Origin of the sequence: Nocardia sp. CA-119907, assembly GCF_050955995.1 — a bacterium.
Taxonomy (GTDB): domain Bacteria; phylum Actinomycetota; class Actinomycetes; order Mycobacteriales; family Mycobacteriaceae; genus Nocardia.
This window is the reverse complement of the sequence record NZ_CP192091.1, coordinates 8,287,106-8,301,187: the sequence shown is the minus strand read 5'-3', so window position 1 is coordinate 8,301,187 and position 14,082 is coordinate 8,287,106. Positions and strand designations below refer to the sequence as shown.

Sequence of the window (14,082 nt, the reverse complement as noted above, 5' to 3'; positions counted from 1 at the left end):
TTAGCGGGCAGGCGCGGACGCTAGGCGACCAGACCTAGCATTTGCGACGCGTCGCGGTTGAATTCCTGAACACCTTGCACCGATGCGTATGGCTTCAGGCTCCGCTGAAGATCGGTCACGGCTTCGAGGCAACGAGACGAATTGACCGAGGCGGTGAGACGGACAACGATCTTGGCATTCTCTGCTGCCGCGTCGATATCGTTGCGCTGGATGTGAGCCATGGCTACCGCAGCCTGGCTGAGGCCACCACGGCGCGCACGACGCTGCGCCTGGCATTCCTGAATCGACAGATCCGCGAATCGATCAATCTCGGTGGGCTGCTGGAGATCGCGGAAGCACTGGGCTGCTTCGCCATAGAAGTAGGCCCGATCGATGAATCGCGCCCACTCGGGTTCGTTGTCCTGGTCGATCATGTTGAACGTCGTCTCAGCGCGATTGAGGGCCTTTGTCGCTGCTCGGGCATCGCCAAGCCGAGCGAGGGCGCGAGCTTCAAGAATGCCTAGGTCGGCGTAGCAAGCGGCTGAGTCGTGCGCGGTAATTCCATGGAGTCCGGCGCGAGCAAGGGCAACAGCTTCGTACGAGTGACCGAGAAGGTTCGCCTGGTCGGACATGCCTGCCAAAACATGTGCACCCAGAACCTGATTGCCTGCCGCCTGGGAGAGACGAAGTGCCTGGATGAGATACCGCTGCGCTAGACCATGCTCGCCATCGTCATACGCCATCCAGCCAATGAGGTATGCCTGCTCGGCAGCGGCGTCGTAGAGAGCAGCTTGGACATCTGGCTGATGGTCGCGGCGGATCAGGGGAATCACCGTAGTGTTCATGTAGCTGATTAGGGCCGTGCGGGCGTGACCGCCTCCGCGCATAACGTCCATCTCCTGAAACAGGCTGAACATGTCGCGGATTCCAGCTACCTGCTTCATCCCGATAACTCTGGGGCCCCGCTCTGACTCCAACTCTTCGAAGGAGGCCAAGAGCCAATCTCGGCTTGGCGCTGCGAGGGCTGCGAGAATGAACGGAGCGTTGAAGGCACCGGCGCTGTATGCCGCACCTAGGTCCCGGATCGTGTCCAACGTGATCTCCGGGTCAGGCGAGTACTGAAGCCCTCTCGCTGCCAAGGAGTCCATTCCTTCCATGCCGATGTCATGCGGGCGAATGGTCCGACCAAGTCTTTCGGACAGGACTCGGCAGATCAGCGTCGGAGTGATCCCCCGCGGCTTCTGGCCTTGCTTCACCCAGCGACCTACGGCGGTGTAGTCGTAACGCAGCGCTTGGCCTTCGTCGGTGCCAAGGTTGTTGACGCGCTTGGCAAGTCCGGCCCACGACATACCGGATTCGGTGATCAACTCCGCGAGAGTAGTGTTCGGCTCGGCCATTTCCGGCTCACCCTCCTCCGAGACCTTCAGGTCGTTCTCTCGGCTGATGATACGCGGCAGGGCCTAGCCGCGAAGGGGTCGCATGGTGCCACGAAGCTTCACATGGGCATTCACATGGTTCGACCAAATGCCTGCTGCGGTTGCCTGGATACATGCAAATCAGCAGTGAGAACCGGGCGCGAATTGAGGAGCGCCTAGCGATCGTAGCTGCCCGGTTGGAGGGGCTTACTGAGAGACTCCAGGCTCTGGAGAACGCTCCAAAGCGGACAACCGAGTCTCGAAGTCGTCAAGCCGGTTCATGATCGCGTCAAGGCGCTCGACGATGTCATCGGCTGGCGCTTCGTCGGATTCGCTGGGCACGCGATAGAAGGTGCCGCGGCCCTGCCACGAGACGACCAATCCTTCAGAGCGAAGCACGTCGATGGCCGCTCGAATTGTCTCCTTGGCGACTCCCCATTCCTCAACAAGCTTGGGGACGGAGGGGAGTTGTCCGCCCGGTGTGTACGCGCTGCGGAGCTCGTCTGCGATCCGCACGTATACGGGCCGCAGGTCGTCCGGGTCCATCAGCTGTTTCGACACATAGCAAGTCTACCCAGGCTGTGCAAGACGATCCTGGATGTGTTTCCTAGGAAAGTATAGACAAGAAGGGACATAGTAGGTAACCTAGGAAACCTATCTAGGACAGTCCGTAGAAATCCGGAGGGCATCATGGCAGTCCAACTCAATCCACACGGTGGTGACGTGGTCATGCCGGGCACGTGGATGTCTCCTCGTCGGTCGACTTTGATCCGTGCTCGCGAGTTGATGGGGCTGGGTCCGAAGGCGTTCGCCGAGCGCCTGAATGACGTGATCGGTCCGGTGGAGTTCCCGCGATGCCCTGTCACCTGGCAGGCGGTTCGGGTGTGGGAGACCGAGCTTCAGCCTCCTCAGTTCGTGGTGGATGCCGCGCTGGTTGTGTTGCGGGTGTCGAACACCGATTGGGCTGGAAACCGTTGCCGGGTAGTCGATTTGGATGAGGCGCGGACTCCGGCGAAGACGCGGACGGTCCGGAAGAACCGGATGGCCGCGTGATGAATCAGGATGAGGCGAAGCTGTTGCTTCTGGGCATGGATGCGCTCCCGATTCGTGAGCGCTGGTTGCTGGCGTGGCTGGTCGATGTCGGCTCGGATATCGGGATGCGGTTCCTGGAGTTCACCGAGGACGCCGGTATCGACTTCGGCGTGATGTGTGCCCGGTGGCGTCGGATGGGCCTGCTCCGGTCCGGTTACGACTGGGAGCGTGATCACTCAGTGTATGAGGCCACCGAGCGCGCTGTGCAGCTGGTTCACCTGTCGGCGGTGGAGTGGGTGTGCGCGCACAGCTCGGCCGAGCTCGTAGACCTTGATGCCGTGGCGGTGGCGGCATGAGTCGCGCAGTGACTAGCGGCACGTTGTTGAAAGCGGTTCTGCGGGCACGGGATTGGCATATCTACCGGGTATTCGAGCGTGAGTACGTCCGTGCGGCCAGCTCGATCGGTGAGGACCTGTACGCGCCGTCTCCGCGTACGTTGCGGCGTTGGCAGAATGGGGAATCGGAGGTTCCCCACGGCTACCACATGAGTGTGCTGGAAGCGATGCTTCCCGGCTACACCGCTGAGGAGCTGTTCACCCCGTTCGATCTACTCGCCGGTGACCCGGTGCCAGCACCCACACCCGATCGGTTGCAAGACGGCGTCTGCATCCTGTGCGCGCTGACCAGCTGTGCTGATCAGATGTGCGCGAGGTTGCACGCGGGGTCGGTGTGGACCTGGTGCCCGCGCTGCAAGGGCAGGGGCTGCCGCCACGATGATGATTGCATCGCTGGTCGCCGTGAGGTTTACGACTACACCGCCGAGGACTCCGACAGTGAGATGAGGGTGGCCGCGTGACGGATGACGTTGTCACGGAACAGGATTCGCCCGTCACGAAACTGAGCCTGGCGGGCTTGGCCTTTCATGCGACGGCCGAGGATCGTGCTGCGGCTCCGGATTGGCTGGCTATGGCTGAGGCGGCGGCGGACAAGTGGGGTTCGTGTCGTCGTCCGGTCCCGATGTGGGTGGTCAATCAGCAGACGGGGGACCGCCGTGCAGTGGGGGCCGCGTGTGGCAACACCCTGGAGTCGGTGTGCCCGGCCTGTGCGAAACGCAAGCGCGCGATCAGGGTTGGGCAGATCCGTGAGGGCTGGCACCTCGACCACGAACCGGTGCGGGAGAAAGACCCGGTCACCAAGGAGCAGATAGCGCTGGTGGATGCCCGGTCCCGGATGTTCATGGACTACCAGGTCGCCAAGGAAGACAACGACCAAGAGCTGATGGACGGTATCCGGGGAATCGTTGAAGAGCTGGACAAGGAGCTGCGCGAAACCGGGGCTCGGAAGAAGTTCCCGCCGTTGGAGCAGATGCCGAAGAAGCGGCGCAAGCGCTCGACCAGGCGGCGTGATGACATGCCCGACCTGCCCCGGCTGAAGCTCACCAACCGAACGATCGATGAGGCGGTCCTCGGTAAGTACCGGTTCTCGATGTTCGTCACGCTGACCCTGCCCAGCTACGGCCGCATCCACACCGATGGCGCGGTGAACAAGAAGGGTGAGGTCTGCGGCGACGGTTCGCCGGTCGATCCGGACAGCTACGACTATGTCCAGGCGGCGCGCGACATCGTCCACTTCACCGGGTTGGTGAACCGCTTCTTCCAGGAGTTGCGTCGGGTGCTGGGCTACAAGATCCAGTACTTCGGGGTGGTGGAGCCGCAGAAGCGCGGGGCCCCGCATCTGCATGTGCTGCTGCGTACTCGGGTGTCCCGCAGCATCCTGCGTCAGGTCACGGTCGCGATGTACAAGAACATCTGGTGGCCGCACTTCGGTGAGGAGTTCGAGCGGTACAGCGAGGGCCGTATGCCGGTGTGGGACTTCAAGGCTGGCACCTTCGTTGACCCGGACACCAAGGTTCCGTTGATCGGGTTTGACGAAGCCCAGGATGTCATGGATTCCTGCGATGGTCGCGAGCCTGCGCATGTGATCCGGTTCGGCACGCATATGCCGCGTAGGTCGATGAAGGGCATCATGAAGGACTCTCCGGAGGCAGATGCCGCGATCGGCTATATCGCGAAGTACCTCACCAAGTCGACGGCCGAGATTCTGGAGCCGCCGAACAAGCGCACCGCGGCGCATTACAACCGTCTGCATGCCGAGCTGCAGCGCACCCCGTGCTCGGAGAACTGCCCGGTGTGGCTGCGCTACGGCATCGTCCCGTCCGGCGCCACCGAGAAGACGATTCCAGGACGCTGCCGAGGCAAGGCACACAAGCGTGAGCACCTGGGCGTGCCCGGGAACAAGTACATAGTCTCCACGCTGTGGACGGGCAAGACCCAGGAAGACCACGCGAACGAACGCCGCGAACACGTTAAGCAACTGCTCGCCGGTGTGGGCATGGAACAGCGTTGGGATGCCGAGGACGTGAAGGTGACGCCGGCCAAACCCGGTGACCCGAACGTCCCGACTCGAGCCGCCATGGTCATGCAGCTGATGGCCCAACGAATGCAGCAGCGCGCCCAGTACCAGCAAGCACAGATGCTCTCGGCTGCGGGGCCACCAGGCGACGAAAACCTTAAGCAACTACCGGCGGCGGCATAGAGAAGGGGGTAGAGATGTCCAGATTGTTGAATGAGGAAGAGGTCCGGAAGCTGATCCCGGTCGGGCACAGCAAGTACTACGAGCTGATCGGAACGGGGGAGCTGCGGTCGGTGAAGATCGGTCGGCGACGGTTCGTGACCGAACAGGCGGTGGCGGACTATATCGCTGGTCTCGACCAGGCGGCGGCATGACCAGGCAGCAACTTCCGACTCAAATCACCAAGGTCACGGTGGTCGATCGACGCACCGGGAAAGAGGTTGTGCGCTATCAGGTTCGGGTTGATGCTGGGGTAGATCCGGAGACGGGTAATCGGCATCAGGTACGACGGCGGTTCCGCACCGAGAAAGAAGCGCGTGCGGCGTTGACGAAGTTCATCACCGATGCGGCTTCTGGCAGTTTCGTGGCGCGCAAGGATGTCACGGTCGAACAGCTGTGTGTCGACTGGTTGGCGAGTCTGCATTGGGCGCGAGGAACGACGTTGGCGGGCTACCGGTACAACCTGGCACCACTGCGGGAGCAGTATGGGAATCTGCCAGTCCAACAGCTGACTCGCAAGCACATCGATGATCTGGTGGCCGCATTGAAGGCCGGTGGGACGAAGACCGAGAAAGGCAATGTCCGGCGGCCGTGGTGTAACCGATCGTTGAAGCGGACCGTCGAAACCGCGGTGATGGTGCTGGACTACGCGAAAGAGCGGAAGTTGTTGGCGCACAACGTCGCCGGTGCGATCAAGCCGAAGCGAGGGAAGGCAGCCAAGCCGAAGCCCTATACACCTGCCGAGGTGTCGACGGTACTCAAAAGCCTGGAGGGCAACCGCGATGGTCACCTGTGGTTCCTGGCGCTGTGCGGTCTGCGTCGTAGCGAACTCGGCGGATTGCGTTGGAGCGGAGTGAATTTCACGCTCAAGACGCTGGATGTCGAGATCGGTCGTGCGGCAGCTGGCGGCAAGGCGGTGGAGGACGACCCGAAGACGGAAAGCTCGGTGCGGACGCTGCCGATGGATGACGAGATGGTGGAAGTGCTGAGGCGGGCTCACCGTATTCAGGCGGCCGAGAAACTGAGCCTGGGGGATGCCTACCGGGATGGTGATTACGTCGCCTGCAATGAGGATGGGACGCCGTATCACCCCGACACGTTGACGCATCGGTGGGCGAAGATGATCAAGAAGGCGGGCGTGCGCCATATCCGTCTGCATGATGCTCGTCACACGTGCGGAACGACCATGCATCTGCGGAAGGTGCCAATGGCTGTGATTGCGGCATGGCTCGGGCACGCCGATGCCAGTGTCACGGCGAGGATCTACGCCCATTCACAAGATGATGCCCTGCGGGATGCGGCGAAGACTTTGGCCGAAGTTGTGTCATCGCGTGTCATCGACGCGAGCTGATCTGACCGCATGAAAAAGGCTCCAACCGGAACGTGCTGGTCAGAGCCTTTTCTCGTCGGTGCCCTCGGCAGGATTCGAACCTGCGGCCTTCTGCTCCGGAGGCAGACGCTCTATCCCCTGAGCTACGAGGGCGGGATAGATCTCGAACGCCGCCGGGGTATGGCGGGCGATCGGGCGGGGCCAAGCGTATCGCATTGATCGGCGTCCGCCAAAAAGTATGTCGGGCCGGGGAGTTTCGGTTCCGGCCCGACACAAGTGATCAGTTCAGCGGCAGTGGTGTCGCGTTGCGTGCGGTGAGCATGGTGGTGATCAGTTGTGCTTCGCCCTGCTGGGTGGTTGCCATGGTGGCGGCGAGGGTGCGCACGGCGGTGGTTTCCGCGTGCTGGGCGGCGTACTGGATCATCGTGAGTCCGCCCTGGTGATGGCGCAGCATCAGTTGCAGGAACATCGCGTCCAGGGCGGGGCCGGTGGCCTGGCGCAACGCGGTGAGTTCGGCGGTGGTCGCCATGCCCGGCATGGAAGACGATGGGCCGGACATGGTGTGGCCCGAGGTGGCGCCAGCGCCGGAATGCGCGTGGCCGGGCTGTTCGGTCATCCAGCCCATATAGCCGTCGACATTCTGAGCCGGCTTGCCCCACATCTGCAGCCACCCCTGCATCCGGCCGATCTGGCCCTGCTGAGTGGTCAGAATGTCGTAGGCCAGCCTGCGCACATCGTTATCGGAGGAGCCGATGAGCGCGACACCGGCCATTTCGACCGCCTGCGCGTGATGTGCCGACATGTCCTGACTGAATCCGATATCGACCGCGCCGGGATCGGGTTCGGAATTGCCGTCCAGCGGGAGCCGAGCGAGCACGCCGACGGCGAATCCGATCAGCAGGATGCCGATCGCGCCGAGTACCAGCAGCGGGGTGCGCTGTCGCCGTGCCTGCGCGCCCAAACCCGTGGAGTCGGTGGCAACGTCCGGTTCGATACCGGTGTCGGCGGGCATCTACTGACCTTCCGTGGGCTGGGTCGGAATTCCGGTGGGCATACCGGGGATATTCGGCATGCCAGGGATATTGGGCACGCCCGGGATATTGGGCATGCCGGGCAGACCGCCGGACGCGCCGCCGAGTTCGGTCTGGTCTTGGGAAAGGCCCTTGCCGTCCATCGGAACCGCGTCGGGTCCGGGCGGCGTCGGGTCGTACGGCGTCGGATTGTTCGCGTCGAAGGTGGGGTTGGAGCAGCTCGCGTTCACCTCGGGATAGGTGTACGGGTTCTGGCGCAGGGCGGTGATGAACTGGTTGACCCGCTTATCGTCGGCGCTGTCCAGCTTCAGCTGGTGCCCCCAGGACTGCAGTGAGACCGCCGACGCAAGGCCGGGGAACGGCGACATCAACGTGAACGGCTTGCCCTCGACCTTCTGCTTCAGCGTGTCGATGCCCGCGGCATCGACCTTGTCGGGGTTGTAGGCGATCCACACCGCGCCGTGCTCGAGCGAATGCACCGCGTTCTCCACCCGAATCGGCTTGCTGTACACCACGCCCATGCAGTTCGCCCAGACCTGATCGTGCGGACCGCCGAACGGCGGCGTCTGGTCATAGGCGACGCGCTGGGTACCAGCGACATGCAGGCCAGCGGGGTAATCCTTCTTGGTCACCCCGCCGATCTGATCCGAGGGATCCTTCTTCTGCGCGCTCGGCGTGTACTTCTCTAGTTCGGCCTTGTCGCGGTACTTCGGCACCAGGCTGAAGGCGAGTGCCCCGATCAGCGCGACGATCACCACGGCGGCGCCGATGACCAGCCACGGGATCTGGCGCTTCTTCAAGGGGCCTTTGCCCGTCGGTACCTTGCCGTCACCTTTTTTGCGTGAAGGTGCGACCTTCCCGGCGGCCCGGACGGCCTTGGCCGATTTGGCGCTCGTGCTGCTCGGCATAGCTCGCTGTGCTCTTTCCATGTATTGATCCATGGTGCTGGGTGGTTGCGGAGTGCTCCGCCGAGGTGCCCACTCGAGGCGTCCACCTGCCCAGACCATAGGATAGAGACTCGTGACTCCAGCTGACCTTGCAGATCTCCTTCGCGCGACCGCGGCGAAGGTGCTTGTCGAACATGGACTGGACCCTGCCGTCCTGCCCGACGAGGTCAATGTGGAGCGCCCCCGTAATCCGGAACATGGCGACTATGCCACGAATGTGGCCATGCAGGTAGGCAAGAAGGCCGGAACGAATCCGCGCGAGTTGGCGACCTGGCTCGCCGAGGCCCTCGCCAACGCCGATGCCGTCGAAACCGCCGAGGTCGCCGGTCCCGGCTTCCTGAATATCCGGCTGGCCGCGTCCGCACAGGGCGCGATTCTGCGCCAGGTGCTGACCGCGGGCGCGGACTACGGCACCTCGGACGCCCTGAAGGGCACCCGGATCAACCTGGAATTCGTCTCCGCCAATCCCACCGGTCCGGTGCATCTGGGTGGTACCCGCTGGGCCTCGGTGGGTGACGCGCTGGGCCGCATCCTGGCCGCGCAGGGCGCCGACGTCACCCGCGAGTACTACTTCAACGACCACGGCGCGCAGATCGACCGCTTCGCCACATCGCTGGTCGCGGCCGCCACCGGCGCGCCGACCCCGGAGAACGGCTACGCGGGCGAGTACATCGGCGAGATCGCCACCAAGATCGTTTCCGAGCACCCCGAAGCGCTGACCCTGCCCGAACAGGAGCAGACGGAGCTGTTCCGTGCCGCGGGCGTCGAGCTGATGTTCGCCCACATCAAGGAGTCGCTGCACCAATTCGGCACCGACTTCGATGTGTACTTCAACGAGAGTTCGCTGTTCGAGTCCGGCGCGGTCGAACAGGCCGTCACCAAGCTCAAGGACTCCGGCGATCTCTACGAGAAGGACGGGGCCTGGTGGATCGCCAGCTCCGAATACGGCGATGATCAGGACCGGGTGGTCCTCAAGAGCGACGGCAATGCCGCCTATATCGCCGGTGATATCGCTTACTTCCAGAACAAGCGTGCGCGCGGGTTCGACCTGTGCATCTACATGCTCGGTGCCGACCATCACGGCTACATCGGCCGGTTGAAGGCCGCCGCGGCCGCGTTCGGCGATGATCCGGCCACCGTCGAGGTGCTGATCGGACAGATGGTCAACCTGGTCAAAGACGGTGTGGCAGTGCGGATGAGCAAGCGCGCCGGCACCGTGGTCACCCTCGACGATCTGGTCGAGGCCATCGGCGTGGACGCCTCCCGGTACTCGCTGGTACGCAGTTCGGTGAACTCGAGTATCGATATCGACCTGAACCTGTGGACCAGTCAGAGCAACGAAAACCCGGTCTACTACGTGCAATACGCACACGCCAGGACCGCGTCCATCGCGCGCAACGCCGCCGAATTCGAATATGACACGGTAACCCCGGATTTCGGTCTGCTCACCGCCGATGAGGAGGGCGAACTCATCCGCACCATCGGCGAGTACCCGCGTGCGGTCGCCAGTGCGGCGAGTCTGCGGGAACCACACCGCGTCGCGCGGTATCTGGAGGAACTGGCCGGTGCCTACCACCGGTTCCAGACCAATAAGAACCTGCGCGTGCTACCCCTCGGCGACGAACCCGTCACCCCCACCAATGCCGCCAGGCTCGCCCTGGCCAATGCCACCCGTCAGGTGCTGAGCAACGGCCTCGGCCTGCTCGGCGTTAGTGCACCGGAGCGAATGTGAGTGTCCATCCTGCCGGTCCCCGGCACGCAGAAATCCCGCACGCTCCCAGCCTCGCGGAGCGTCCGAGCGATCCTCGGCAGATGATCGATCTGCCCGCGAATGTCTGGCCGCGCAACGCTTCTCGCGACGCCGACGGCGTCGTGCGGTTGGCCGGTGTGCCGGTACGCGAACTCGCCGCCCAGTTCGGCACCCCGCTGTTCGTGATCGACGAGGACGACTTCCGTTCCCGCTGCCGCGATATGGTCGCCGCCTTCGGTTCGGATGCGCGAGTGCACTACGCCTCCAAGGCATTCCTGTGCGGTGAGATCGCCCGCTGGATCCGCGACGAGGGCCTATCGCTGGATGTGTGCTCCGGCGGCGAACTGGCCGTCGCGCTGCACGCGGGTTTCCCGGCGAACCGAATCGCCTTGCACGGCAACAACAAATCCGCCGCCGAGTTGACGGCCGCGGTCGAGGCGGGCGTCGGTCATGTGGTGGTCGATTCGCTGATCGAGATCGAGCGCCTAGAGGCCGTCGCGGGCCGCGCCGGTGTCGTGCAGGATGTGCTCGTTCGGGTCACCGTCGGCGTGGAAGCCCATACCCACGAATATATTTCGACCGCACACGAGGATCAGAAGTTCGGCTTCTCGATTGCGGGCGGCGATGCCACGGAAGCGCTGGCTCGCGTCTTCGAGGCCGATAATCTCCGACTTGTCGGTCTGCACAGCCATATCGGCTCGCAGATCTTCGAAATCGATGGTTTCGAAATCGCCGCGCGTCGCATGCTCGGTCTCCTGCGTGAGGCCATCGATAAGTTCGGCATCGAGCGAACCGTGCAGATCGCCACGCTGGATCTCGGTGGTGGCCTTGGTATTTCGTATCTGCCCCATGACGATCCGCCGCCGCTGGACGAATTCGCCGCGAGCCTGCGCAAGTTGGTGGCCACCGAGGCCAGCCGCGCCGGACTGCCCGAGCCGAAGATCGCCGTCGAACCGGGCCGCGCCATCGCGGGGCCGGGCACCGTCACCCTCTACGAGGTCGGCACCATCAAGGACGTCTCACTCGACGGCGGCCTGCGTCGCCGCTACGTCAGCGTCGACGGCGGCATGAGCGATAATATCCGCCCCGCGCTATACCAGGCCGACTACGACTGCCGCCTGGTCTCGCGCTCCTCCGACGCCCGGCCCGTGGTCGCCAGGGTCGTCGGAAAGCATTGTGAGAGTGGGGATATCGTTATTCGCGACACGTGGATGCCCGCCGATGTCGGCCCCGGCGACCTGGTCGCCGTCGCCGCGACCGGCGCATACTGCTATTCGATGTCCAGTCGGTACAACCAGCTGACTCGGCCGGCGGTCGTCGTGGTGCGCGATGGTGTAGCGCGACTCATTCTGCGCCGGGAGACGGTGGCGGATCTGCTCAGCCTGGAGGTGGAATGAAATCAGCATCGCGTAGCGATTCGATCAAGGGTGGTGGCCGGGTGGCGGCAGGGCCTGGCACCGCGAAGTTCGGCGTGTGGGGAACCGACCGCCCGATCGGCGTCGCGGTCCTCGGGATGGGCAATGTCGGCACCGAGGTGGTGCGCATTCTGCGCGACCACGCCGATGACCTGCGGGCCCGCGTCGGTGCGCCGGTGGTGCTGCGCGGTGTCGCCGTGCGCAACCTGGACGTCGACCGTGGTATCCCGGCCGAACTACTGACCACCGACGCGGACGCACTGGTCGCCCGCGACGATGTCGAGCTGGTGGTCGAGGTCATCGGCGGCATCGATCCGGCCCGCCGCCTCATCCTGGCCGCGCTGAACGCGGGCAAATCCGTGGTGACCGCCAATAAGGCCCTGCTGGCCGACTACACCGGCGAGCTCGCCGCCGCCGCCGAGCGCAGCCGCGCCGACCTGTACTTCGAGGCCGCCGTCGCGGGCGCGATCCCGGTGGTGCGCCCGCTGATCCAGTCGCTGTCCGGTGACCGGGTGAACAGGGTCGTCGGCATCGTCAACGGCACCACCAATTTCATCCTCTCCGCCATGGACGAGACCGGTGCCGATTACGGGGTCACCCTGAAAGAGGCGACCCGCCTCGGCTACGCGGAGGCCGATCCGACCGCCGATGTCGAGGGCTACGACGCCGCCGCCAAGGCCGCGATCCTGGCCTCACTGGCCTTCCACACCCGCGTGACCGCGGCCGATGTGTACCGCGAGGGCATCTCGAAGATCACCGCGGAGGATCTGGAGACCGCCTCGGCGCTGGACTGCACGGTCAAGCTGCTCGCCATCTGCGAGCGGGTCGCAGCTGGCCCCGGTGAACCCGGTCCGAATGAGGGCGGCAAGGAGCGCGTCTCGGTGCGCGTCTATCCGGCGCTCATCCCGCGCAAGCATCCGCTGGCGGCGGTGACCGGTGCGTTCAACGCCGTGGTCGTGGAGGCCGAGAACGCCGGTCGGCTGATGTTCTACGGTCAGGGCGCGGGCGGTGCCCCGACGGCCTCCGCGGTGCTGGGCGATCTGGTGATGGCCGCGCGCAATAAGTTCTATGGTGGCCGTGCTCCGGGCGAGTCGGTTTATGCTGAGCTACCGATCGCGCCGATCGGTGATACGCCCACGCGTTACCACGTGAACCTGCAGGTGGCAGACCGCCCCGGGGTGCTGGCCAAGGTGGCGGGCGAATTCGCCAAGCATGAGGTGAGCATCTCCACTGTCCGTCAGGAAGGGCACGGTGAGGGTGCGCGCTTGGTCGTGGTCACCCACCATGCTTCGGAGTCGGCGCTCGCGGACACCGTCGCCGCCCTAGCGGAGATGGAGTCCGTCACATCCGTGACCAGCGTTCTGAGATTGGAAGGCACCAAAGAATGACGACAGCATCGCGCAGCGATTCTGTGAGGGGTGGCGGCCGGGCGACGGGTGGGCAGACGACTGGCGTCGCGCCACAGATCGGAGTCCACTCCCGGTGGCCCGGCCTGATCGCCGCCTACCGCGATCGGCTGGCCGGCGCCGCCGACTGGGACCCGGTCACCCTGTACGAGGGCGGCACCCCGCTGGTGCCCGCACCGCACCTGTCCGAGCTGACCGGCTGTGATGTGTATCTCAAGGTCGAGGGCCTGAATCCGACCGGGTCCTTCAAGGACCGCGGCATGACGATGGCCATCACCGACGCGAAGTACCGCGGTCAGCAGGCCGTGCTCTGCGCGTCCACCGGCAACACCTCGGCATCGGCCGCCGCCTATGCGACCCGGGCCGGGATGAGCTGTGCGGTGCTGATTCCACAGGGCAAGATCGCCATGGGCAAGCTGGCCCAAGCCGTCATGCTCGGCGCGAAGATCATCCAGGTCGACGGCAATTTCGACGACTGTCTGGAGCTCGCCCGCAAGGTCACCGCGGAATTCCCGACCGTCGGTCTGGTGAATTCGGTGAATCCGGCCCGCATCGAGGGGCAGAAGACCGCGTCGTTCGAGATCTGCGATGTGCTCGGCAAGGCCCCCGATGTGCACGCCCTTCCGGTCGGCAACGCGGGCAATATCACCGCCTACTGGCGCGGGTACCGCGAGTACTACGCCGATGGCATCACCAGTGGGCTGCCGCGCATGCTGGGTGTCCAGGCCGCCGGTGCCGCGCCGCTGGTCAATGGCGCTCCGGTCAAGGAGCCGGAGACCATCGCCACCGCCATCCGGATCGGCGCGCCCGCGTCCTGGAACGGCGCGATGGAGGCCAAGGAGCAATCCGGTGGCGCCTTCCGCGCCGCTACCGATGACGAGATCCTGGCGGCATACCGACTGGTCGCCGCGTCCGAGGGTGTCTTCGTCGAGCCCGCGTCGGCGGCCAGCATCGCGGGCCTGCTCGCCGCGCGCAAGGAGGGTTGGCTGGATTCCGGGCTGACCGTCGTGTGCACGGTCACCGGCAACGGTCTCAAGGATCCGGATAACGCACTCGCGGGTATGCCCCAGGTACAGGCTATTCCGGTCGACCCGATCGCGGTCGCCCACGAACTCGAGCTGGCCTGAGTTGAATTCGCGCGAGAGC

The 14,082-nt window shown here is 64.5% G+C and carries 14 protein-coding genes and 1 tRNA gene; 10 read left to right on the top strand and 5 right to left on the bottom strand.

From position 1 onward, the window contains the following. Positions 1-20 precede the first annotated feature (20 nt). Both ACQP2D_RS37480 and ACQP2D_RS37475 read right to left on the bottom strand, forming a co-directional pair. Positions 21-1,376: a hypothetical protein gene (locus tag ACQP2D_RS37480; protein WP_433680644.1), complete on the bottom strand. Its 1,356-nt coding sequence runs from the start codon at positions 1,374-1,376 to the stop codon at positions 21-23. Positions 1,377-1,601: 225 nt separating this feature from the next. Further along, positions 1,602-1,955: a winged helix-turn-helix domain-containing protein gene (locus tag ACQP2D_RS37475; protein WP_433680643.1), complete on the bottom strand. Its 354-nt coding sequence runs from the start codon at positions 1,953-1,955 to the stop codon at positions 1,602-1,604. A gap of 162 nt (positions 1,956-2,117) precedes the next feature. Here ACQP2D_RS37475 and ACQP2D_RS37470 point away from each other — a divergent pair, with 162 nt between their 5' ends. From ACQP2D_RS37470 to ACQP2D_RS37445, 6 genes are read left to right on the top strand one after another with little or no spacing between them, the layout of a single operon-like run. Beyond that, the gene (locus ACQP2D_RS37470; protein ID WP_433680642.1) at positions 2,118-2,447 is read left to right on the top strand and encodes a hypothetical protein; all 330 of its coding nucleotides are present in this window, start codon (positions 2,118-2,120) and stop codon (positions 2,445-2,447) included. Next, positions 2,444-2,782, top strand: a complete 339-nt coding sequence (locus ACQP2D_RS37465) for a hypothetical protein (RefSeq protein WP_433680641.1) — start codon at positions 2,444-2,446, stop codon at positions 2,780-2,782. Before ACQP2D_RS37470 ends, ACQP2D_RS37465 begins: the two co-directional genes overlap by 4 nt. Continuing rightward, positions 2,779-3,282, top strand: coding sequence for a hypothetical protein (locus ACQP2D_RS37460; protein WP_433680640.1), 504 nt, complete (start codon positions 2,779-2,781; stop codon positions 3,280-3,282). The genes ACQP2D_RS37465 and ACQP2D_RS37460 overlap by 4 nt, the downstream gene beginning before the upstream one ends. Continuing rightward, positions 3,279-5,021: a replication initiator gene (locus tag ACQP2D_RS37455; protein ID WP_433680639.1), complete on the top strand. Its 1,743-nt coding sequence runs from the start codon at positions 3,279-3,281 to the stop codon at positions 5,019-5,021. The genes ACQP2D_RS37460 and ACQP2D_RS37455 overlap by 4 nt, the downstream gene beginning before the upstream one ends. Before the next feature lie 14 nt (positions 5,022-5,035). Then, positions 5,036-5,212: a helix-turn-helix domain-containing protein gene (locus ACQP2D_RS37450; RefSeq protein WP_433680638.1), complete on the top strand. Its 177-nt coding sequence runs from the start codon at positions 5,036-5,038 to the stop codon at positions 5,210-5,212. Next, positions 5,209-6,408 carry a tyrosine-type recombinase/integrase gene (locus tag ACQP2D_RS37445; protein ID WP_433680637.1) on the top strand — a complete coding sequence of 400 codons (1,200 nt, stop codon included), beginning with the start codon at positions 5,209-5,211 and terminating at the stop codon, positions 6,406-6,408. The genes ACQP2D_RS37450 and ACQP2D_RS37445 overlap by 4 nt, the downstream gene beginning before the upstream one ends. Before the next feature lie 59 nt (positions 6,409-6,467). Here the strand turns inward: ACQP2D_RS37445 and ACQP2D_RS37440 are convergent. The 3 genes from ACQP2D_RS37440 to ACQP2D_RS37430 form a co-directional block, all read right to left on the bottom strand. After that, positions 6,468-6,540: transfer RNA gene (locus ACQP2D_RS37440), tRNA-Arg, on the bottom strand. 127 nt (positions 6,541-6,667) lie between these two features. Then, complete coding sequence (locus tag ACQP2D_RS37435) at positions 6,668-7,399, bottom strand: DUF305 domain-containing protein (protein ID WP_433680636.1); 732 nt, start codon at positions 7,397-7,399, stop codon at positions 6,668-6,670. After that, complete coding sequence (locus tag ACQP2D_RS37430; RefSeq protein WP_433680635.1) at positions 7,400-8,326, bottom strand: DUF3105 domain-containing protein; 927 nt, start codon at positions 8,324-8,326, stop codon at positions 7,400-7,402. A 112-nt stretch (positions 8,327-8,438) separates the two neighbouring features. Here ACQP2D_RS37430 and argS point away from each other — a divergent pair, with 112 nt between their 5' ends. The 4 genes from argS to thrC all read left to right on the top strand — a co-directional run bounded on the left by argS (position 8,439) and on the right by thrC (position 14,063). Continuing rightward, positions 8,439-10,097 carry an arginine--tRNA ligase gene (argS, locus tag ACQP2D_RS37425; protein ID WP_433680634.1) on the top strand — a complete coding sequence of 553 codons (1,659 nt, stop codon included), beginning with the start codon at positions 8,439-8,441 and terminating at the stop codon, positions 10,095-10,097. Next, entirely contained in the window at positions 10,094-11,512 is a 1,419-nt protein-coding gene (lysA, locus tag ACQP2D_RS37420; RefSeq protein ID WP_433680633.1) for a diaminopimelate decarboxylase, read from the top strand. Before argS ends, lysA begins: the two co-directional genes overlap by 4 nt. After that, positions 11,509-12,918 carry a homoserine dehydrogenase gene (locus ACQP2D_RS37415; protein WP_433680632.1) on the top strand — a complete coding sequence of 470 codons (1,410 nt, stop codon included), beginning with the start codon at positions 11,509-11,511 and terminating at the stop codon, positions 12,916-12,918. The genes lysA and ACQP2D_RS37415 overlap by 4 nt, the downstream gene beginning before the upstream one ends. Positions 12,919-12,995: 77 nt before the next feature. Next, positions 12,996-14,063, top strand: coding sequence for a threonine synthase (thrC, locus tag ACQP2D_RS37410; protein WP_433685884.1), 1,068 nt, complete (start codon positions 12,996-12,998; stop codon positions 14,061-14,063). The last annotated feature ends 19 nt before the right edge of the window (positions 14,064-14,082 follow it).

What these genes read in the sequence shown, in the direction of transcription:
- ACQP2D_RS37435 (WP_433680636.1), bottom strand. Translation starts at nt 7,399, where the DNA reads ATGCCCGCCGACACCGGTATCGAACCGGACGTTGCCACCGACTCCACG.
- ACQP2D_RS37450 (WP_433680638.1), top strand. Translation starts at nt 5,036, where the DNA reads ATGTCCAGATTGTTGAATGAGGAAGAGGTCCGGAAGCTGATCCCGGTC.
- ACQP2D_RS37415 (WP_433680632.1), top strand. Translation starts at nt 11,509, where the DNA reads ATGAAATCAGCATCGCGTAGCGATTCGATCAAGGGTGGTGGCCGGGTG.
- ACQP2D_RS37430 (WP_433680635.1), bottom strand. Translation starts at nt 8,326, where the DNA reads ATGCCGAGCAGCACGAGCGCCAAATCGGCCAAGGCCGTCCGGGCCGCC.
- ACQP2D_RS37460 (WP_433680640.1), top strand. Translation starts at nt 2,779, where the DNA reads ATGAGTCGCGCAGTGACTAGCGGCACGTTGTTGAAAGCGGTTCTGCGG.
- ACQP2D_RS37480 (WP_433680644.1), bottom strand. Translation starts at nt 1,376, where the DNA reads ATGGCCGAGCCGAACACTACTCTCGCGGAGTTGATCACCGAATCCGGT.
- ACQP2D_RS37445 (WP_433680637.1), top strand. Translation starts at nt 5,209, where the DNA reads ATGACCAGGCAGCAACTTCCGACTCAAATCACCAAGGTCACGGTGGTC.